Genomic DNA, 14,261 nt, shown 5'->3' with positions numbered 1-14,261 from the left:
AAGCGCTTGTGGCGCACCTTCTACCCTATGCGGCCTTCGCGGGGTAGCCGAATCGGTGTGCTCGCTACGCTGGGGGCATGGAAACACTCTTCGCCGTGCTGCACGTCGTGACCGCCGTCTTCATCGTCGGCCCGATGGCCATCCTTCCCATGACGGCGATGCGCGCCGTCCGCGCGGGCGACGCCCGTCAGGTCGAGACGCTCGCGAAGTCGACCAACCTCCTGTCGCTGCTGTCCCTGCTGGTCGTGCTGTTCGGGTTCGGCGTCATGGGGCTGGCCGACAAGAAGTACGACCTCAGCGTGACGACGCCGTGGATCCTGTGGTCGATCATCCTCTACGTCGTCGCCCTGGCGCTGACCCTGTTCGTCGTCGTGCCGGCCATGCGCCGCGCCGCCGAGGCGCTGCGCGACGGCACCGCGTCCCGGTACCCGCAGATCGCCGCAGGGTCGGGGGTCGCGAGCCTGTTGCTTCTCGCGGTGGTCGTGCTCATGGTCTGGAAGCCGTAGCCGCATCCCATCGCTGCGCGCTCCGCTCTTGACGCGGGGCGCGCATTCTTCTATTCTCGTATTCAACAGAATCATTGATAAACGAAACGGTTGATCATGCAGGATGAGGACGGTCTCGACCGGGCGTTCGCCGCCCTGGCGGATCCGGTGCGCCGGGCGATCGTCGCCCGCCTCAGCCGGGGTCCGGCGACGGTGAACGAGCTCGCCGAGCCGTTCGAGATCACCCTGCAGGCGGTGTCGCGGCACATCGCCGTGCTCGAGGCGGCCGGCCTGGTCTCGCGAACGCGCGAGGCCCAGCGTCGCCCCGTCCACCTCGACGCCGCAGCACTGGAGCGCCTCACCTCCTGGATCGACCGCTATCGCCTCGAGGCGGAGTCGCGTTACCGCCGCCTCGATGCCGTCCTCACCCACCAGCAGACCAGCAGCACCCCGAACAGGGAGAAGAGATCATGAGCAACCCCGTCGTCATCGAAGCCGTACCGGGCACGTCGTACGCCGACCTCACCCGGGAGTTCGACGCTCCCGCGGAGGCCGTCTTCCGTGCCCACGCCGATCGCGAGTCCTTCGCCGAGTGGATCGGCCCGCGCAGCCTCAGCACCACCATCACCGAGTGGGACTTCCGCACCGGCGGCGCGTACGCCTACGAGCAGCGCGACACCGACGGATCCGTCTACGCGTTCCGCGGTGTGTTCCACAGCGTCGTCGAGAACGAGCTGATCATCCAGACCTTCGAGTACGTCGGGATGCCGGACGAGGTGGCGCTCGAGCGCATGCGCTTCGAGGAGCTGCCGGACGGTCGCTCCCGCCTGTCCGCACGGTCGGTCATGAGCTCGCGCGAAGCGCTCGAGAGCATGATCGAGAACGGGATGGAGTACGGCGTCCGCGAGGGATACGAGAAGCTCGACGAACTGCTGCTCCGGCGCGGTGCGTAAGCGGCGGAGCAGCAGAAGGGACGCGACATGAGCACGACCTATCTCCACGCGGTGACGTCGCTCGACGGCTTCATCGCGGACGACCACGACGGTGTCGGACCGCTGCACGACTGGTACTTCGACGGCGACCATCCGCTCGACGTGGAGGACCATCCCGAGGTTCACAGCGGCCCGTTCCGAGTCTCCGCCGCCTCGGTCGACTACGTCAGCGGGATGTGGTCGCGGCAGGGCGCGCTCGTCATCGGCCGTCGGCTCTTCGATCTCACGAACGGATGGGAGGGGCACCCTCCGGCGAGTGATCACGTGGTGGTCGTCTCGCATCGCCCGAAGCCGGACGGCTGGCATCCGGAGGCGTCGTACCACTTCGTCGACTCGGTGGAGGGCGCCGTGGCGCTCGCCCAGAGGCTCGCCGGCGACGGCGAGGTCGGCGTCACCGCGGGCGACATCGGCGGCCAGGCCCTCGCGCTCGGTCTCATCGACTACGTCGCGATGGATCTGGTGCCCGCCGTGTTCGGAAGCGGCAGGCGCTACTTCGGATCGTTCCCGGGCGGACCGCTCGTGCTCGACGATCCGGACATCGTGATCCAGGGGGAGCGTGTGCTGCACCTGCGCTACCCGGTGCGCCGCGGACCCGCGTCGCCGAACACCGACCAGGAGGCATCATGACCACCGCCGATCCGACCCCCAATCCCACCCCGCCCGTTCCCGCCGGGGCGATGATGCTCGAACTGGTGATGCTGCCGGTGACGGACATCGACCGCTCCATCGAGTTCTATCGGGATCACGTCGGCTTCACACTGGATGTGGATGTGCGCCCGGCCGACGGCGTCCGCGTCGTCCAACTGACGCCGCCGGGTTCGTACTGCTCGGTCACGATGACGAGCGGGATCGGGCAGGCGCCGTCGGAGCCCGGCTCCGTACGCGGCCTGCATCTGGTCGTCGCCGACATCGAGGCGGCACGCGCGACCCTCGTCGAGCGCGGCGTCGACGTCTCGCCGGTCCAGGACATGGGCGGCGTGTTCTACGCCTGGTTCGCGGACCCCGACGGAAACACGTGGGCGCTCCAGCACATGCCCTGGCGGGCATAGACCGGAGCGCCCAGGCGCTCGTCGTCGCGGTACGCCTCAGGCGCGCAGCGAGCGGAGGGCGACGGCCGTCGCGAGTGCTGCGTGAGCGGCCTCGGCGCCCTTGTCCTCCTTGGAGTCCTCGAAGCCGGCGCGATCGAGGCCCTGGGCCTCGTCGTCGAGCGTCAGCACGCCGAACCCGACGGGCTTGCCGGTGTCGATCGCGACCCGCGTGAGGCCGTCGGTCGCTGCGGCCGACACGTACTCGAAGTGCGGGGTGCCGCCGCGGATGATCACGCCGAGCGCGACCACCGCATCCGCCCCCGCCTCCAGCGCGGCCTTGGAGACGACAGGCAGCTCGAAGCTGCCGGGAACGCGGACGAGCGTGTGGGTCGCGCCTGACGCATCCAGGGTCCGCTTCGCACCGGCGATGAGGCCCTCGCTGATCGTCTCGTGCCAGCTGCCGGCGACGACGACGATATTCAGGCCGCTCCCGTCGATCCGCTCCTCGGCGTTCGGGGCTCCCGCTCCGCTCATCGTGCAGTCCTCTCCGCCGCGAGTCCCGCGGCCGTCTCGGTGGTCGGGGACACCGGGTCGATGTCTCCGATCGCGTGACCCATGCGGTCGCGCTTGGTCTCCAGGTAACCCTCGTTGAAGGCGCCGACGCCGACGACGAGCGGAACGCGCTCCTCCACCTCGATGCCGTGCTCCTCCAGCTGGCGCACCTTCTCGGGGTTGTTGGTCAGCAGACGCACCGACTCGATGCCGAGATCCTGCAGGATGGCCGTGGCCGCCCCGTAGTCGCGGGCGTCGATCGGGAGGCCGAGGGCGAGGTTGGCGTCGAGCGTGTCGAGCCCCTCCTCCTGCAGCTTGTACGCGCGCAGCTTGTTGATGAGGCCGATGCCGCGGCCCTCGTGGCCACGCAGGTAGACGACGACGCCGCCCTCCCGCTGGATGGTGTCGAGCGCGGCGTCGAGCTGCGGCCCGCACTCGCACTTCAGCGAGCCGAACGCCTCACCGGTCAGGCACTCCGAGTGGACGCGGATCAGCGTGCCCTCGCGCTGCGGGTTGCCCGCGACGATGGCGACATGGTCGGCGCCGGTCATGCGGTCGCGGTAGGCGCGCATCCGGAACGGCCCGTGCGTCGTCGGAACGGTGGTCTCGACCTCGAAGATCACCCGGGAGGTCTCCGGGATGGGCGTCACCGTCTCCAGCGGCTGGTCGCAGTGGAACTCCTGCAGGTACGCGATGAGCGACTCGATCGTGACGACGAGCACCCCCTCGCGCTGACCCAGCTCGATGAGACCGGGGAGGCGCATCATCTCGCCGTCGTCGGCGACGATCTCGGCGATGGCGCCGACAGGCGTCATCCCGGCGAGCTTCAGCAGGTCGACCGCCGCCTCGGTGTGCCCGTCGCGCTCGCGCACGCCGCCCTCCACCGCGCGGAGGGGCAGGATGTGGCCCGGCCGGTGCAGGCTCGACGGCGCCGAGTCCAGGTCGGCGAGCACGCGGAGGGTGTGCGCGCGGTCGGCCGCGCTGATCCCGGTGGAGAGGCGGTTGGCCGCATCCACGCTGACCGTGTAGTTGGTCCCGCGGTCGTCCTCGTTGTGGGCGACCATCACGGGCAGCTCGAGACGGTCGGCGATCTCGTTCGTCATCGGCGCGCAGATGAAGCCGGACGAGTTCTTCACCGTCCAGGCGATCCACTCCTGGCTCGCCAGCTCGGCGGCGAGCAGGACGTCGCCCTCGTTCTCACGGCTCTCATTGTCGACGACGATGACCGGCCGGCCGGCGCGCAGCTCCGTGAGGGCCTCGGGGATGGTGGCCAGGCTCATGATGCGCTCCGTTCGCTCAGTGCCGGTTCGAGCGCCAGCATGCGCTCCACATGGCGGGCCAGGATGTCCGTCTCGATGTTGACCCTGTCGCCCACTACGCGCTCGCCGAGGGTCGTCGCGGCCAGCGTCTCGGGGATCAGCGAGACCTCGAACCAGCCGTCGTCGCGTCCGCCGCCCACGGCGCTGACCGTGAGGGAGACGCCGTCGATCGCGATCGAACCCTTGCATGCGACCAGCGGCGCGTGCTCGGGGTCGAGGCTCAGCCGCACGACGCGCCAGGCGCTGCCGTCGGTGACCGCCAGCACGGTCGCCGTGCCGTCGATGTGGCCTTGGACGATGTGCCCGCCGAGGCGGTCGCCCACCTGCGCCGCGCGCTCCAGGTTGACCCGGCGGCCCGGCTGGACGCCGTCGAGGGTGCTGATCGCGAGTGTCTCGGCCATCACATCCGCCGTGAACGTCTCGGTGTCCTTGTCGATGACGGTCAGGCAGACGCCGCTGACCGAGATGGAGTCGCCGTGCCGGGCGTCGCTGACGGCCAGCGGTCCGCGCACGGTGACGCGGGCCGCGTCGTCGGTGTGCTCGACGGCGGTGATCTCGCCCAGCTCTTCGATGATTCCTGTGAACATGATCGTCAGCCCTCCTGGCCGGTGGGAATCGGGGGTGTGGGGAAGATGTCGGCGCCGGCCACGTCGACGTGGTCGTCGGCGCTGGTGGCGGTTCGGGGCGCCCCGTCGGGAACGGGGACGGCGCGGATGAGGAGGTCGCCGCCGAGACGCTCGACGTCGATCACGCGAAGCCGGCGCTGATCGGCGATGGTCTCGACGCCGATGTCGCCGAGGGCGACCCGGGGGCCGCCGAGGAGCGTGGGCGCGAGGTAGATCGCATACTCGTCGACGAGGCCGGCGGCGACGAAGGCGCTCGCCAGCGTCGGACCGCCCTCGACGTAGACCCGCCGGAAGCCGCGCTGGTGGAGGTCTGCGACCACCTCGTCCAGGTCGTGCGTTCCCTCGAAGATTACCGGGTTGGGGTGACGGAACACCGCAGCGTCCTTGGGGATGGCGCGGGTGCCCACCACGACCGGCGTCGGCTGGGTGCCCATCAGCTCTCCCGCGTCCCCGCGCGCGGTCAGGCTGGGGTCGTCGGCGAGCACGGTGCCGGTGCCGACCACGATCGCGTCGGACGCCTCCCGCTGCTCGTGCACGCGCTGGCGCGCGGCCGCTCCCGTGATCCACTTGCTCGTGCCGTCGGCCGCGGCCGTCCGGCCATCCAGGCTGCTCGCCCACTTGACGACGATGTACGGCCGGCCGAGGCGCGCGGCCGTGAGCCAGTCGCCGAGGAAGACCTCGATCTCGTCGCGGAGCACGCCGCCGATCACGTCGACGCCCGCTTCACGCAGTCGCAGCGCCCCGCCGCTCGAATGGTGGCCCGGGTCGTCCGTCCCGTAGACCACGCGCGCGACGCCGGCCTCGATCAAGGCGACAGAGCAGGGCCCGGTGTGACCCCAGTGGTTGCACGGCTCCAGCGTGACGACGGCCGTCGCGCCGCGGGCGCCGCCCTCGGGAAGCTTGCTCAGCGCATCCACCTCGGCGTGTGCCGTGCCGACGCCGCGGTGCCATCCCTCGGCCAGGATGTTGCCCTCCGCGTCGAGGATCACGCAGCCGACCCGCGGGTTCACGCCCGTGGCGGGACCGTTCGCGGCGAGCTCGAGAGCCGTGCGCATAGGGGCTTCCCACGTCATCCCGTTGCCATCCTGTCTCTCGTCGAGACGTGTCGCCGGGGTCGCGTGGGCGCCAGCCCATACAGGCTGCCCACCGTGCTTCCTCCCATCCGGACTGAGCGAGCGGGCGTTCGCCTGCACGCATTACCGTCGGTGCCGGAATTCCACCGGCTCAGCAGGACGCCTGGGCGTCCCGCTCGCGGACTGTCACCGCCGGTTCGGACTTTCACCGACCCCGGAGCACGTATTTCGTTGTCGAGTCTAGATCAACGCGCCGTCGCGCCGTCTATTCCCGGTCGGGTGCGACGTCGCGTTACGCGGCGGCGACGGCCGCGGGCTCGGCGGCTGACTCCACCGAGGTGGGCTGCGTCAGCTGCACGAGCGCCCGGGCCGTCCCCTCGTCGACGATCAGATCGGTGATCAGCCCGGCGGCGAGGGCGCCCCGCAGGCTGTGGACCTTGGACGGACCGGAGACGATGCAGACCCGGCGCGGCACGCGCTTGATCAGGTCGATGTCCGGGCCGCTGGCGCGTTCGTTCAGAGGGATGCCGTGGTGGCTGCCGTCCTCGCGGAAGAAGACGGTCGCGACGTCGCCGACCACGCCGGACTCGTCGAGCGACGCGTAGTCGGCCTGATCGAGGTAGCCGCCGGCATAGACGTGCGAACGCACCTCCGAGAAGGGGGATCCGAGACCGAACAGGGCCACATCCATGCGCTCCTGGATGTCGAGGATGCGCCGGGTGCTCCGCTCGCGCCACATGGCGATCTTGGTCTGCGGGTCGTCGAAGAGGGCGGGCACCGGGAACTCCTGGATCGTTCCCGAGTACGTGTCACCGAAGCGCCGGAGGATCTCGGACGCGTAGAGCACGCCGGTCGTATAGGTGTTGCCCGCGCCGTTGAGCTGCACGAACTCGACGTTGTGCAACTCCTTCGGGATGAGGTGCCGGCTCAGGGCGCTCATCGTCGAGCCCCATGCGATCCCCACCGTCTGGTTGGAGTCGATGAACCGGTCGAGAATTCGTGCAGCCGAGATGGCGACGCGCTCCAGGCGATCGACGTCGCTGATCGCGCTCGGCATCGGGACGATGTGCGCGGCGATGCCGTATCGCTCGTGGATCGTCTGCTGGATGCGGCTCGCACCCTCGTGCGGTTCGGCGATCTGGATGGTGACGAGACCGGACGCGCGCGCGTAGCTCAGCAGCCGGGAGACGCTGGAGCGCGACGTGTGCATCTCGTGCGCGATCGCCTCCATCGTGAGGTCCTGCATGTAGTACAGGTGGCCCGCCTTGAGGGCGTCGCGGACCTTGTCGGGCAGGTGCTCGGTGTCGGGCTGGGGCATTCGGGGCCTCTTTCTCCTCCGGCACGTTCTCTTCAAGCGGATCGAGGGGTGTGCACGTATGTGCATCCAGCTTGATCGAAGTTGTGCCGCCACGAAAACTATAGCTGCAGCACCACCCCAGAAGAGAAGCGATACAGGAGAAGACCGTGACGACGAAGTCGACCACCCGCACCGAGGTCCAGCGCCTCCGCGAACGCCCCCGAGCACAGGTGCTCGTCGTCGGCGGCGGCATCAACGGACTCGGCACCTTCCGCGACCTCGCCCTGCAGGGCGTCGACGTGATCCTCGTCGAGCGCAACGACTTCGTCTCCGGCGCATCGGCGGCCTCCAGCCACATGATCCACGGCGGCATCCGCTACCTCGAGAACGGGGAGTTCCGCCTCGTCAAGGAGTCGGTGACGGAGCGCAACGGCCTGCTGAAGATCGCGCCGCACTACGTGAAGCCCCTCGAGACCACCATCCCGATCTTCTCCACCTTCTCCGGCATCCTCGCGGCCCCGCTCCGCTTCCTCACCCACAAGCAGGGCAAGCCGAAGGAGCGCGGCGCGTTCCTCATCAAGACCGGCCTGACGATCTACGACTCCTTCTCGCGTGACGGCGGCTCGGTGCCGCGCCACACGTTCCACGGCCGCAAGAAGTCGCTGCAGACCCTTCCCGCCCTGAACCCGGACCTCAAGTACACCGCCACGTACTTCGACGCCTCGGTGCACGACCCGGAGCGTCTGGCCCTCGACGTCCTGGCCGACGGCCTCGCCGCCGGTCCGCACGCCCGTGCCGTCAACTACGTCGAGGCGATCGGTTCGCGCGACGGCGGCGTGCTGGTGCGCGACCGCGAGACCGGCGAGGAGTTCACCATCACGGCGGACGTCGTGGTCAACGCCTCCGGCCCGTGGACCGACCTGACGAACGAAGCGCTCGGACAGGAGACGAGCTACATGGGCGGCACCAAGGGGTCGCACATCGTGCTCGACAACCCCGAGCTGCTGGAGGCGTGCCAGGGCCGTGAGATGTTCTTCGAGAACAACGACGGCCGCATCGTCCTCATCTACCCGCTCAAGGGTCGCGTCATGGTCGGAACGACCGACATCGACGCGGACATGTCCGAGCGCGCGGTCATCACCGAGGACGAGATCGACTACTTCATCGAACTCGTCTCGCACGTTTTCCCACGCATCCCGGTCACCCGCGACCAGATCGTCTACACGTTCTCCGGCGTCCGCCCGCTGCCGCATCACGACGACACCGCTCCCGGCTTCGTCTCGCGCGACTACCGGATCGTGCCCGGCACGGTCGCGGGCCTCGGCGACACCACGGTGCTCAGTCTGGTCGGCGGCAAGTGGACGACGTTCCGCGCACTCAGCGAGCACCTCGCGAACGAGACGCTGAAGGCACTCGGCGCGACCCGCACCGTCCAGACCCTCGGACTGCCGATCGGCGGCGGCGCGGGCTTCCCGACCACCCCGCAGGCGGAGCGCGACTGGATCGCCCGCTACGGCGCGGACGTGGGGGATGAGCGGGCGGCCACGCTGCTGCACCGCTACGGCACCAAGGCCACGTATGTCCTCGACGCGATCGCCGGCTGGGACGGGGACGACACCCCGCTCGCCGCAGCACCCTCGTACTCTCGTGCCGAGATCGACCACGTCGTGCGCAGCGAGCACGTCGTGCACCTCGACGACGTCTTCCTCCGACGCACGAGCCTCGCGTTCACCGGCGCGGTCAGTCTCGAGCTGGTGCACGAGATCGCCGAAATAACGGCAAACGCGCTCGGATGGTCGCCAAATCGGCGCGCGGAGGAGGAAGATTCGTTCGTAGCGGACCTCGCCGACGCCCACCGGGTGCAGTTGAAGTCGGGGGACGGGAGCGAAGCCGCGGCGCTTCGATAATGCACGAACGTGCATGACACGGTTCTTGTCACGGTGGGCGTGACCGCAATAGCGTTCAAATGCCCACCCTGACAAGAGCCTCACCAGAACGCACAACAGGGTGCGGGTCAACTGAACAACTGGAAGGTCAACGTGGACAATATCGGTGTAGATTTCCTGTCCGAGCTGGTAGGCACAGCGATGCTGCTCCTGCTCGGTACCGGTGTCGTGGCGAACGTCGCCCTCATCAAGAACAAGGGCTTCAACGGCGGGTTCCTGATGGTCAACTTCGGTTGGGGCCTCGCGGTGTTCGCGGGTGTGATCGTCGCCTACAACTCCGGTGCGCACCTGAACCCGGCTGTGACGCTCGGTCTCGTCGCCAACGGCGCCAAGACGTTCGGATCGGCGGCGGCACACACGCTGGTGCCGGTGAACTTCATCACGGTGCTGCTGTACATCCTGGCTCAGCTGATCGGTGCCATCATCGGCGCCGTCCTCACCTACCTGGCGTACAAGCGGCACTTCGACGAGGAGCCGGACCCCGCGAACAAGCTCGGCGTCTTCTCGACCGGCCCCGCCATCCGCAGCTACGGCTGGAACCTGGTCACTGAGATCATCGGCACCTTCGTCCTGGTCTTCGTGGTGATCGCCTTCGGCCACCAGCCCGGTCAGGCGGCCGGTCTCGCCGCCCTCGGCGCGCTGCCCGTCGCCCTGCTCGTGGTCGGCATCGGTGCCAGCCTCGGTGGTCCGACCGGGTACGCCATCAACCCTGCCCGTGACCTCGGTCCGCGCATCGCCCACGCCTTCCTCCCGATCAAGGGCAAGGGCTCGAGCGACTGGGCGTACTCGTGGGTCCCGGTCGTCGGGCCGATCATCGGCGGTCTGGCCGCCGGATGGCTCGCGCTGCTGCTCCTCCCCATCCTCAAGTGACATCGGGGGCCGGCCGGGAGTGATCCCGCCGGCCCCTCCCCGTTCCACCCCCAAAGAACAAAGGAGTTACCTATGGCCGACTACGTCGTCGCCATCGATCAGGGCACGACCAGCACCCGGGCGATCATCTTCGACAAGTCCGGGTCGATCGTCTCGACCGGGCAGCTGGAGCACGAGCAGATCTTCCCGAAGGCCGGCTGGGTCGAGCACAACCCGATCGAGATCTGGAACAACACCCGCGAGGTCATCGGCCAGGCGCTCTCCAAGGCCGACCTGACCCGCCACGACATCGCGGCGGTCGGCATCACCAACCAGCGCGAGACCGCGGTGGTCTGGGACAAGAACACCGGCGAGCCGGTCTACAACGCCATCGTCTGGCAGGACACCCGCACGCAGCCGATCGTCGACCGCCTGGCAGCCGACGGCGGCACCGAGCGCTTCAAGCAGATCGTCGGTCTCCCGCTGGCGACCTACTTCTCCGGCACGAAGATCGTGTGGATCCTGGAGAACGTCGAGGGCGCCCGCGAGCGTGCCGAAGCGGGAGACCTGCTGTTCGGCACGACCGACACCTGGGTGCTCTGGAACCTCACGGGCGGCCCGGACGGCGGTGTCCACGCCACCGACGTGACCAACGCCTCCCGCACGCTGTTCATGGACCTCGAGACGCTGACCTGGCGTGACGACATCCTCGAGGTGTTCGGCGTTCCGAAGTCGATGCTCCCCGCGATCAAGAGCTCGTCCGAGGTCTACGGTCAGGTCGAGGCGTCCAGCCTTCTGCGCGAGGTGCCCGTCGCGGGCATCCTGGGCGACCAGCAGGCCGCGACGTTCGGCCAGGCCGCGTTCGACACCGGCGAGTCCAAGAACACGTACGGCACCGGCAACTTCCTCATCTTCAACACCGGTGAGGAGATCGTCCACTCGAAGAACGGTCTGCTGACGACCCTCGGATACAAGCTCGGTGACGCGGCGCCGCACTACGCGCTGGAGGGCTCGATCGCGGTCACCGGCTCGCTGGTGCAGTGGCTGCGCGACAACCTCGGGATCATCTCGAGCGCGCCGGAGATCGAGGAGCTCGCCAAGACGGTCGACGACAACGGCGGTGCGTACTTCGTGCCGGCGTTCTCGGGCCTGTTCGCGCCGTACTGGCGTGCGGATGCGCGCGGTGCGCTCGTCGGCCTCACGCGCTACGTGAACAAGGGCCACATCGCCCGTGCGGTGCTGGAGGCCACGGCCTTCCAGACCCGCGAGGTGCTGGATGCCGTCAACGCCGACTCCGGCGTCGACCTCACGGAACTCAAGGTCGATGGCGGCATGATCGCCAACAACCTGCTCATGCAGTTCCAGGCCGACATCCTCGGCGTGCCGGTGGTCCGCCCGGTCGTCGCGGAGACGACCGCCCTCGGTGCCGCGTACGCTGCGGGCCTCGCGGTCGGGTTCTGGTCGGACCTCGACGACCTGCGCAAGAACTGGCAGGAGGACAGCCGCTGGACGCCGAACATGGAGCCGGAGGAGCGCGAGCGTCAGCTTCGGCTCTGGAAGAAGGCCGTCACGAAGACCTTCGACTGGGTCGACGACGACGTGCGCAACGCCTGAGCCCGTCCCTCACCACGAAGCGCCGTCCGGCATCCGCCGGGCGGCGCTTCGCCGTTCGCCTGACGCAACACCGCCTGACGCAACACGCCGTGCGGGCGGCGCGGTGCGCGGCGTGTCGTGTCAACCAGCGAGGAGCGGGGGGAGGGCTGCGAGGGAGGGGATGGTGCGGACGCCGGCGGTGGCCGCGTCGAGTTCGTCCTCGGGGGAGGGGATGGCGTTCCGGCGGTTGAGCCAGACGCCGGTGAGGCCCGCCCGTGCGCTGCCGATCGCATCCGTGCGGAGACGATCGCCGACATAGGCGGCCTGGTCGGGGTGGACGCCGAAGACGTCGCACGCGGCGTGGAAGATCGCCGCGTCGGGCTTGGCCACGCCGACCTCGCCGGAGGCGATCAGGTGCTTCATGCGGGCGTCGAGTCCGACTGCCTCCACCTTCCGGCCCTGGAACGCCAGGTCGCCGTTGGTGATGAGGCCGAAGCGGACCCCCGGAATCGCGGCTTCCAGGGCGTCCAGCGCGGGCAGGGCGTCGTCGTGCAGCGACCAGGCGGCGACGTAGTGCTCGAAGTAGTCGGCGAACCAGGCGCTCGCCTGGGCGTCGTCGAGCTCGACCCCATGCCGGGCGGCGAAGTCGCGGGCGCGCGCCTGTCGCTGACCTTCGAAGTCGAGGCGGCCGGCGAGGTATGAGTGGTAGTGCTCCTCCTCGAGGTCGTGCCAGAGCGTCACGACCTCGTCCGCCTCGGCGGTGCCGTAGGGCGGCCCGAGCGTCTCTGCGTACCGCAGTATGCCGGCCTCGACGGCCGCCCGGTGCGCGAACAGGGTGTCGTCGAGGTCGAACAGGACGACCCGGAGGTCGCTCACGCCGGCGCCTGCACGTAAGAGATGTCCGGCCAGTCGCCCGCGGGGCGCCCCGCGTCCGCCGGCAGGAGGGTGCCGCGCCACTCGTCGAACCGCTCGCCGCGCTGCTCGGCGCCGCCGGGCACGATGCCGTCCCACCGGAAGCCCGCGCGTCGGGCGACGGCGGCGCTGGCGGCGTTTCCGGCGAGAGCGCGCCACACCAGCTTCCGCAGCGCCAAGCCGCTCGGAGCCGGTGCGAAACCGTAGTCGACGACCAGAGCGGTGGCCTCGGACATGATGCCCTTTCCGCGGGCTTCCCGTGCCATCCAGTAGCCGATCTCGCCCTGGTGCTCGCGGATATCGCCGATGCTGACCATGCCGAGGAGCGCATCGTCGACACGGACCGCCCACGTGCAGACCCGGCCGCTCGCCCAGCCGTCGGGAACCACGCTCGTCACGAATCCCACGGCGTTCTCGCGCGTGTACGGCGACGGCACGGTCGTCCAGCGAGCGATCGCCGGGTCGGCGCAGACCTCGGCGATCCGGTCGACATCCGCGTGCCCGGGCGTCGAGAGCGTCACCCGCGCGCTCGTCAGGACGACCGGCGCCGGCATCAGCGGGCTCGCCGGAGGAAGCCGATGCGCTCGTACGCCTTCTCGAGGGTGCCCTCCGCGACCTCACTCGCACGCTCGGCGTTGACCGCGAGGATGCGGTCGAGCTCGGCAGGGTCGGCGAGAAGTTCGAGCGCGCGCTGGCGGACGGGAGCGAACTCCTCGACCACCACCTCCACGAGGCCCTTCTTGAAGTCGCCGTAGCCCTTGCCCTCGTACTCCAGCTCGACGGACCCGATCGAGCGGCCGCTGAGCGCGGAGAAGATCGAGAGCAGGTTGGAGATACCCGGCTTGCCCTCCCGGTCGAACGACACGACGCCGTCGGTGTCGGTGACCGCGCGCATGATCTTCTTGCGGGTCACATCCGGCTCGTCGAGCATCCAGATGATGCCGGCGCCCGACTCGGCGGACTTCGACATCTTCGACTCCGGGTTCTGGAGGTCGTAGATGCGCGCGCTGTCCTTCAGGATCATCGCCTGCGGCACGACGAACGTCTGGCCGAAGCGGCTGTTGAAGCGCTCGGCCAGGTCGCGCGTCAGCTCGACATGCTGGCGCTGGTCGTCGCCGACGGGCACGATCTCGGTGTCGTAGAGCAGGATGTCGGCAGCCATCAGCACCGGGTACGCGAAGAGCCCGACCGAGGTCGCGTCGGCGCCCTGCTTCTGCGACTTGTCCTTGAACTGCGTCATCCGCGACGCCTCGCCGAAGCCGGTGATCGTGTTCAACACCCAGGCCAGCTGGGCGTGAGCAGGCACGTGGGACTGCACGTAGAGGGTGGAGGCGGACGGGTCGATCCCGGCGGCGATGTACTGCGCCGCCGTTCGGCGCGTCTTCTCGCGCAGTTCGGCGGGATCCTGCGCCACCGTGATGGCGTGGAGGTCGACGACGGAGAAGAACGCGTCGTGCGTGCTCTGCAGCTCCTTCCACTGCAGGAGGGCGCCGATGTAGTTGCCGAGGTGCAGCGAGTCTGCCGATGGCTGCATGCCGGAGTAGAGGCGGGGGAGTGTCGTCATGGTTCTGCTTTCGAAATCTGGAGGG

At 69.1% G+C, this 14,261-nt stretch carries 16 protein-coding genes and 1 riboswitch; of the genes, 8 read left to right on the top strand and 8 right to left on the bottom strand.

The window, feature by feature from the left end; all coding sequences use genetic code 11:
• Positions 1-77 precede the first annotated feature (77 nt).
• From ACF1AJ_RS09000 to ACF1AJ_RS08980, 5 genes are all read left to right on the top strand, one after another.
• Positions 78-506, top strand: a complete 429-nt coding sequence (locus tag ACF1AJ_RS09000; RefSeq protein ID WP_309856982.1) for a DUF2269 family protein — start codon at positions 78-80, stop codon at positions 504-506.
• 96 nt (positions 507-602) lie between these two features.
• Entirely contained in the window at positions 603-959 is a 357-nt protein-coding gene (locus tag ACF1AJ_RS08995) for an ArsR/SmtB family transcription factor (protein ID WP_391507014.1), read from the top strand.
• Entirely contained in the window at positions 956-1,438 is a 483-nt protein-coding gene (locus ACF1AJ_RS08990; RefSeq protein WP_354479524.1) for an SRPBCC family protein, read from the top strand. Before ACF1AJ_RS08995 ends, ACF1AJ_RS08990 begins: the two co-directional genes overlap by 4 nt.
• A 27-nt stretch (positions 1,439-1,465) precedes the next feature.
• A complete protein-coding gene (locus tag ACF1AJ_RS08985) occupies positions 1,466-2,104 on the top strand; it encodes a dihydrofolate reductase family protein (RefSeq protein WP_391507013.1) in 639 nt (212 codons plus the stop codon).
• On the top strand, positions 2,101-2,526 hold the full coding sequence (locus ACF1AJ_RS08980) for a VOC family protein (RefSeq protein ID WP_391507012.1): 426 nt from the start codon (positions 2,101-2,103) through the stop codon (positions 2,524-2,526). The genes ACF1AJ_RS08985 and ACF1AJ_RS08980 overlap by 4 nt, the downstream gene beginning before the upstream one ends.
• 36 nt (positions 2,527-2,562) lie before the next feature.
• On the opposite strand, the gene ribH is transcribed toward ACF1AJ_RS08980, so the two are convergent.
• From ribH to ACF1AJ_RS08955, 5 genes are all read right to left on the bottom strand, one after another.
• Positions 2,563-3,039 (bottom strand): 6,7-dimethyl-8-ribityllumazine synthase, encoded by a 477-nt coding sequence (gene ribH, locus ACF1AJ_RS08975; RefSeq protein ID WP_391507011.1) that lies wholly within the window; start codon positions 3,037-3,039, stop codon positions 2,563-2,565.
• The gene (ribA, locus tag ACF1AJ_RS08970) at positions 3,036-4,337 is read right to left on the bottom strand and encodes a GTP cyclohydrolase II (protein WP_391507010.1); all 1,302 of its coding nucleotides are present in this window, start codon (positions 4,335-4,337) and stop codon (positions 3,036-3,038) included. The genes ribH and ribA overlap by 4 nt, the downstream gene beginning before the upstream one ends.
• Positions 4,334-4,963: a riboflavin synthase gene (locus tag ACF1AJ_RS08965; RefSeq protein WP_391507009.1), complete on the bottom strand. Its 630-nt coding sequence runs from the start codon at positions 4,961-4,963 to the stop codon at positions 4,334-4,336. The genes ribA and ACF1AJ_RS08965 overlap by 4 nt, the downstream gene beginning before the upstream one ends.
• 5 nt (positions 4,964-4,968) lie before the next feature.
• A complete protein-coding gene (gene ribD, locus ACF1AJ_RS08960; RefSeq protein WP_391507008.1) occupies positions 4,969-6,075 on the bottom strand; it encodes a bifunctional diaminohydroxyphosphoribosylaminopyrimidine deaminase/5-amino-6-(5-phosphoribosylamino)uracil reductase RibD in 1,107 nt (368 codons plus the stop codon).
• Positions 6,076-6,146: 71 nt separating this feature from the next.
• Positions 6,147-6,302, bottom strand: a riboswitch (FMN riboswitch).
• 65 nt (positions 6,303-6,367) lie between these two features.
• A complete protein-coding gene (locus ACF1AJ_RS08955; RefSeq protein ID WP_391507007.1) occupies positions 6,368-7,393 on the bottom strand; it encodes a sugar-binding transcriptional regulator in 1,026 nt (341 codons plus the stop codon).
• Between the two features lie 146 nt (positions 7,394-7,539).
• Here ACF1AJ_RS08955 and ACF1AJ_RS08950 point away from each other — a divergent pair, with 146 nt between their 5' ends.
• From ACF1AJ_RS08950 to glpK, 3 genes are all read left to right on the top strand, one after another.
• Positions 7,540-9,279, top strand: coding sequence for an FAD-dependent oxidoreductase (locus ACF1AJ_RS08950; RefSeq protein ID WP_391507006.1), 1,740 nt, complete (start codon positions 7,540-7,542; stop codon positions 9,277-9,279).
• A 180-nt stretch (positions 9,280-9,459) separates the two neighbouring features.
• A complete protein-coding gene (locus tag ACF1AJ_RS08945; protein WP_391507457.1) occupies positions 9,460-10,188 on the top strand; it encodes an MIP/aquaporin family protein in 729 nt (242 codons plus the stop codon).
• 72 nt (positions 10,189-10,260) lie between these two features.
• Positions 10,261-11,781 carry a glycerol kinase GlpK gene (gene glpK, locus ACF1AJ_RS08940; protein ID WP_309857014.1) on the top strand — a complete coding sequence of 507 codons (1,521 nt, stop codon included), beginning with the start codon at positions 10,261-10,263 and terminating at the stop codon, positions 11,779-11,781.
• Between the two features lie 120 nt (positions 11,782-11,901).
• Here the strand turns inward: glpK and ACF1AJ_RS08935 are convergent, their stop codons facing one another.
• The 3 genes from ACF1AJ_RS08935 to trpS are packed head-to-tail and all read right to left on the bottom strand — an operon-like array spanning position 11,902 to position 14,236.
• Entirely contained in the window at positions 11,902-12,636 is a 735-nt protein-coding gene (locus ACF1AJ_RS08935) for an HAD family hydrolase (protein ID WP_391507005.1), read from the bottom strand.
• A complete protein-coding gene (locus tag ACF1AJ_RS08930; protein WP_391507004.1) occupies positions 12,633-13,226 on the bottom strand; it encodes a GNAT family N-acetyltransferase in 594 nt (197 codons plus the stop codon). The genes ACF1AJ_RS08935 and ACF1AJ_RS08930 overlap by 4 nt, the downstream gene beginning before the upstream one ends.
• Positions 13,226-14,236, bottom strand: a complete 1,011-nt coding sequence (gene trpS / locus ACF1AJ_RS08925; protein ID WP_391507003.1) for a tryptophan--tRNA ligase — start codon at positions 14,234-14,236, stop codon at positions 13,226-13,228. The genes ACF1AJ_RS08930 and trpS overlap by 1 nt, the downstream gene beginning before the upstream one ends.
• Between the last annotated feature and the right edge of the window lie 25 nt (positions 14,237-14,261).

The sequence above is a fragment of the Leifsonia sp. NPDC014704 genome, assembly GCF_043083605.1.
Lineage (GTDB): Bacteria > Actinomycetota > Actinomycetes > Actinomycetales > Microbacteriaceae > Leifsonia.
Note: the sequence above shows the minus strand (reverse complement) of the source record. Positions and strands in the feature narration are given on the sequence as shown.

What these genes read in the sequence shown, in the direction of transcription:
- ACF1AJ_RS09000 (WP_309856982.1), top strand. Translation starts at nt 78, where the DNA reads ATGGAAACACTCTTCGCCGTGCTGCACGTCGTGACCGCCGTCTTCATC.
- ACF1AJ_RS08995 (WP_391507014.1), top strand. Translation starts at nt 603, where the DNA reads ATGCAGGATGAGGACGGTCTCGACCGGGCGTTCGCCGCCCTGGCGGAT.
- ACF1AJ_RS08990 (WP_354479524.1), top strand. Translation starts at nt 956, where the DNA reads ATGAGCAACCCCGTCGTCATCGAAGCCGTACCGGGCACGTCGTACGCC.
- ACF1AJ_RS08985 (WP_391507013.1), top strand. Translation starts at nt 1,466, where the DNA reads ATGAGCACGACCTATCTCCACGCGGTGACGTCGCTCGACGGCTTCATC.
- ACF1AJ_RS08980 (WP_391507012.1), top strand. Translation starts at nt 2,101, where the DNA reads ATGACCACCGCCGATCCGACCCCCAATCCCACCCCGCCCGTTCCCGCC.
- ribH (WP_391507011.1), bottom strand. Translation starts at nt 3,039, where the DNA reads ATGAGCGGAGCGGGAGCCCCGAACGCCGAGGAGCGGATCGACGGGAGC.
- ribA (WP_391507010.1), bottom strand. Translation starts at nt 4,337, where the DNA reads ATGAGCCTGGCCACCATCCCCGAGGCCCTCACGGAGCTGCGCGCCGGC.
- ACF1AJ_RS08965 (WP_391507009.1), bottom strand. Translation starts at nt 4,963, where the DNA reads ATGTTCACAGGAATCATCGAAGAGCTGGGCGAGATCACCGCCGTCGAG.
- ribD (WP_391507008.1), bottom strand. Translation starts at nt 6,075, where the DNA reads ATGACGTGGGAAGCCCCTATGCGCACGGCTCTCGAGCTCGCCGCGAAC.
- ACF1AJ_RS08955 (WP_391507007.1), bottom strand. Translation starts at nt 7,393, where the DNA reads ATGCCCCAGCCCGACACCGAGCACCTGCCCGACAAGGTCCGCGACGCC.
- ACF1AJ_RS08945 (WP_391507457.1), top strand. Translation starts at nt 9,460, where the DNA reads ATGCTGCTCCTGCTCGGTACCGGTGTCGTGGCGAACGTCGCCCTCATC.
- glpK (WP_309857014.1), top strand. Translation starts at nt 10,261, where the DNA reads ATGGCCGACTACGTCGTCGCCATCGATCAGGGCACGACCAGCACCCGG.
- ACF1AJ_RS08930 (WP_391507004.1), bottom strand. Translation starts at nt 13,226, where the DNA reads ATGCCGGCGCCGGTCGTCCTGACGAGCGCGCGGGTGACGCTCTCGACG.
- trpS (WP_391507003.1), bottom strand. Translation starts at nt 14,236, where the DNA reads ATGACGACACTCCCCCGCCTCTACTCCGGCATGCAGCCATCGGCAGAC.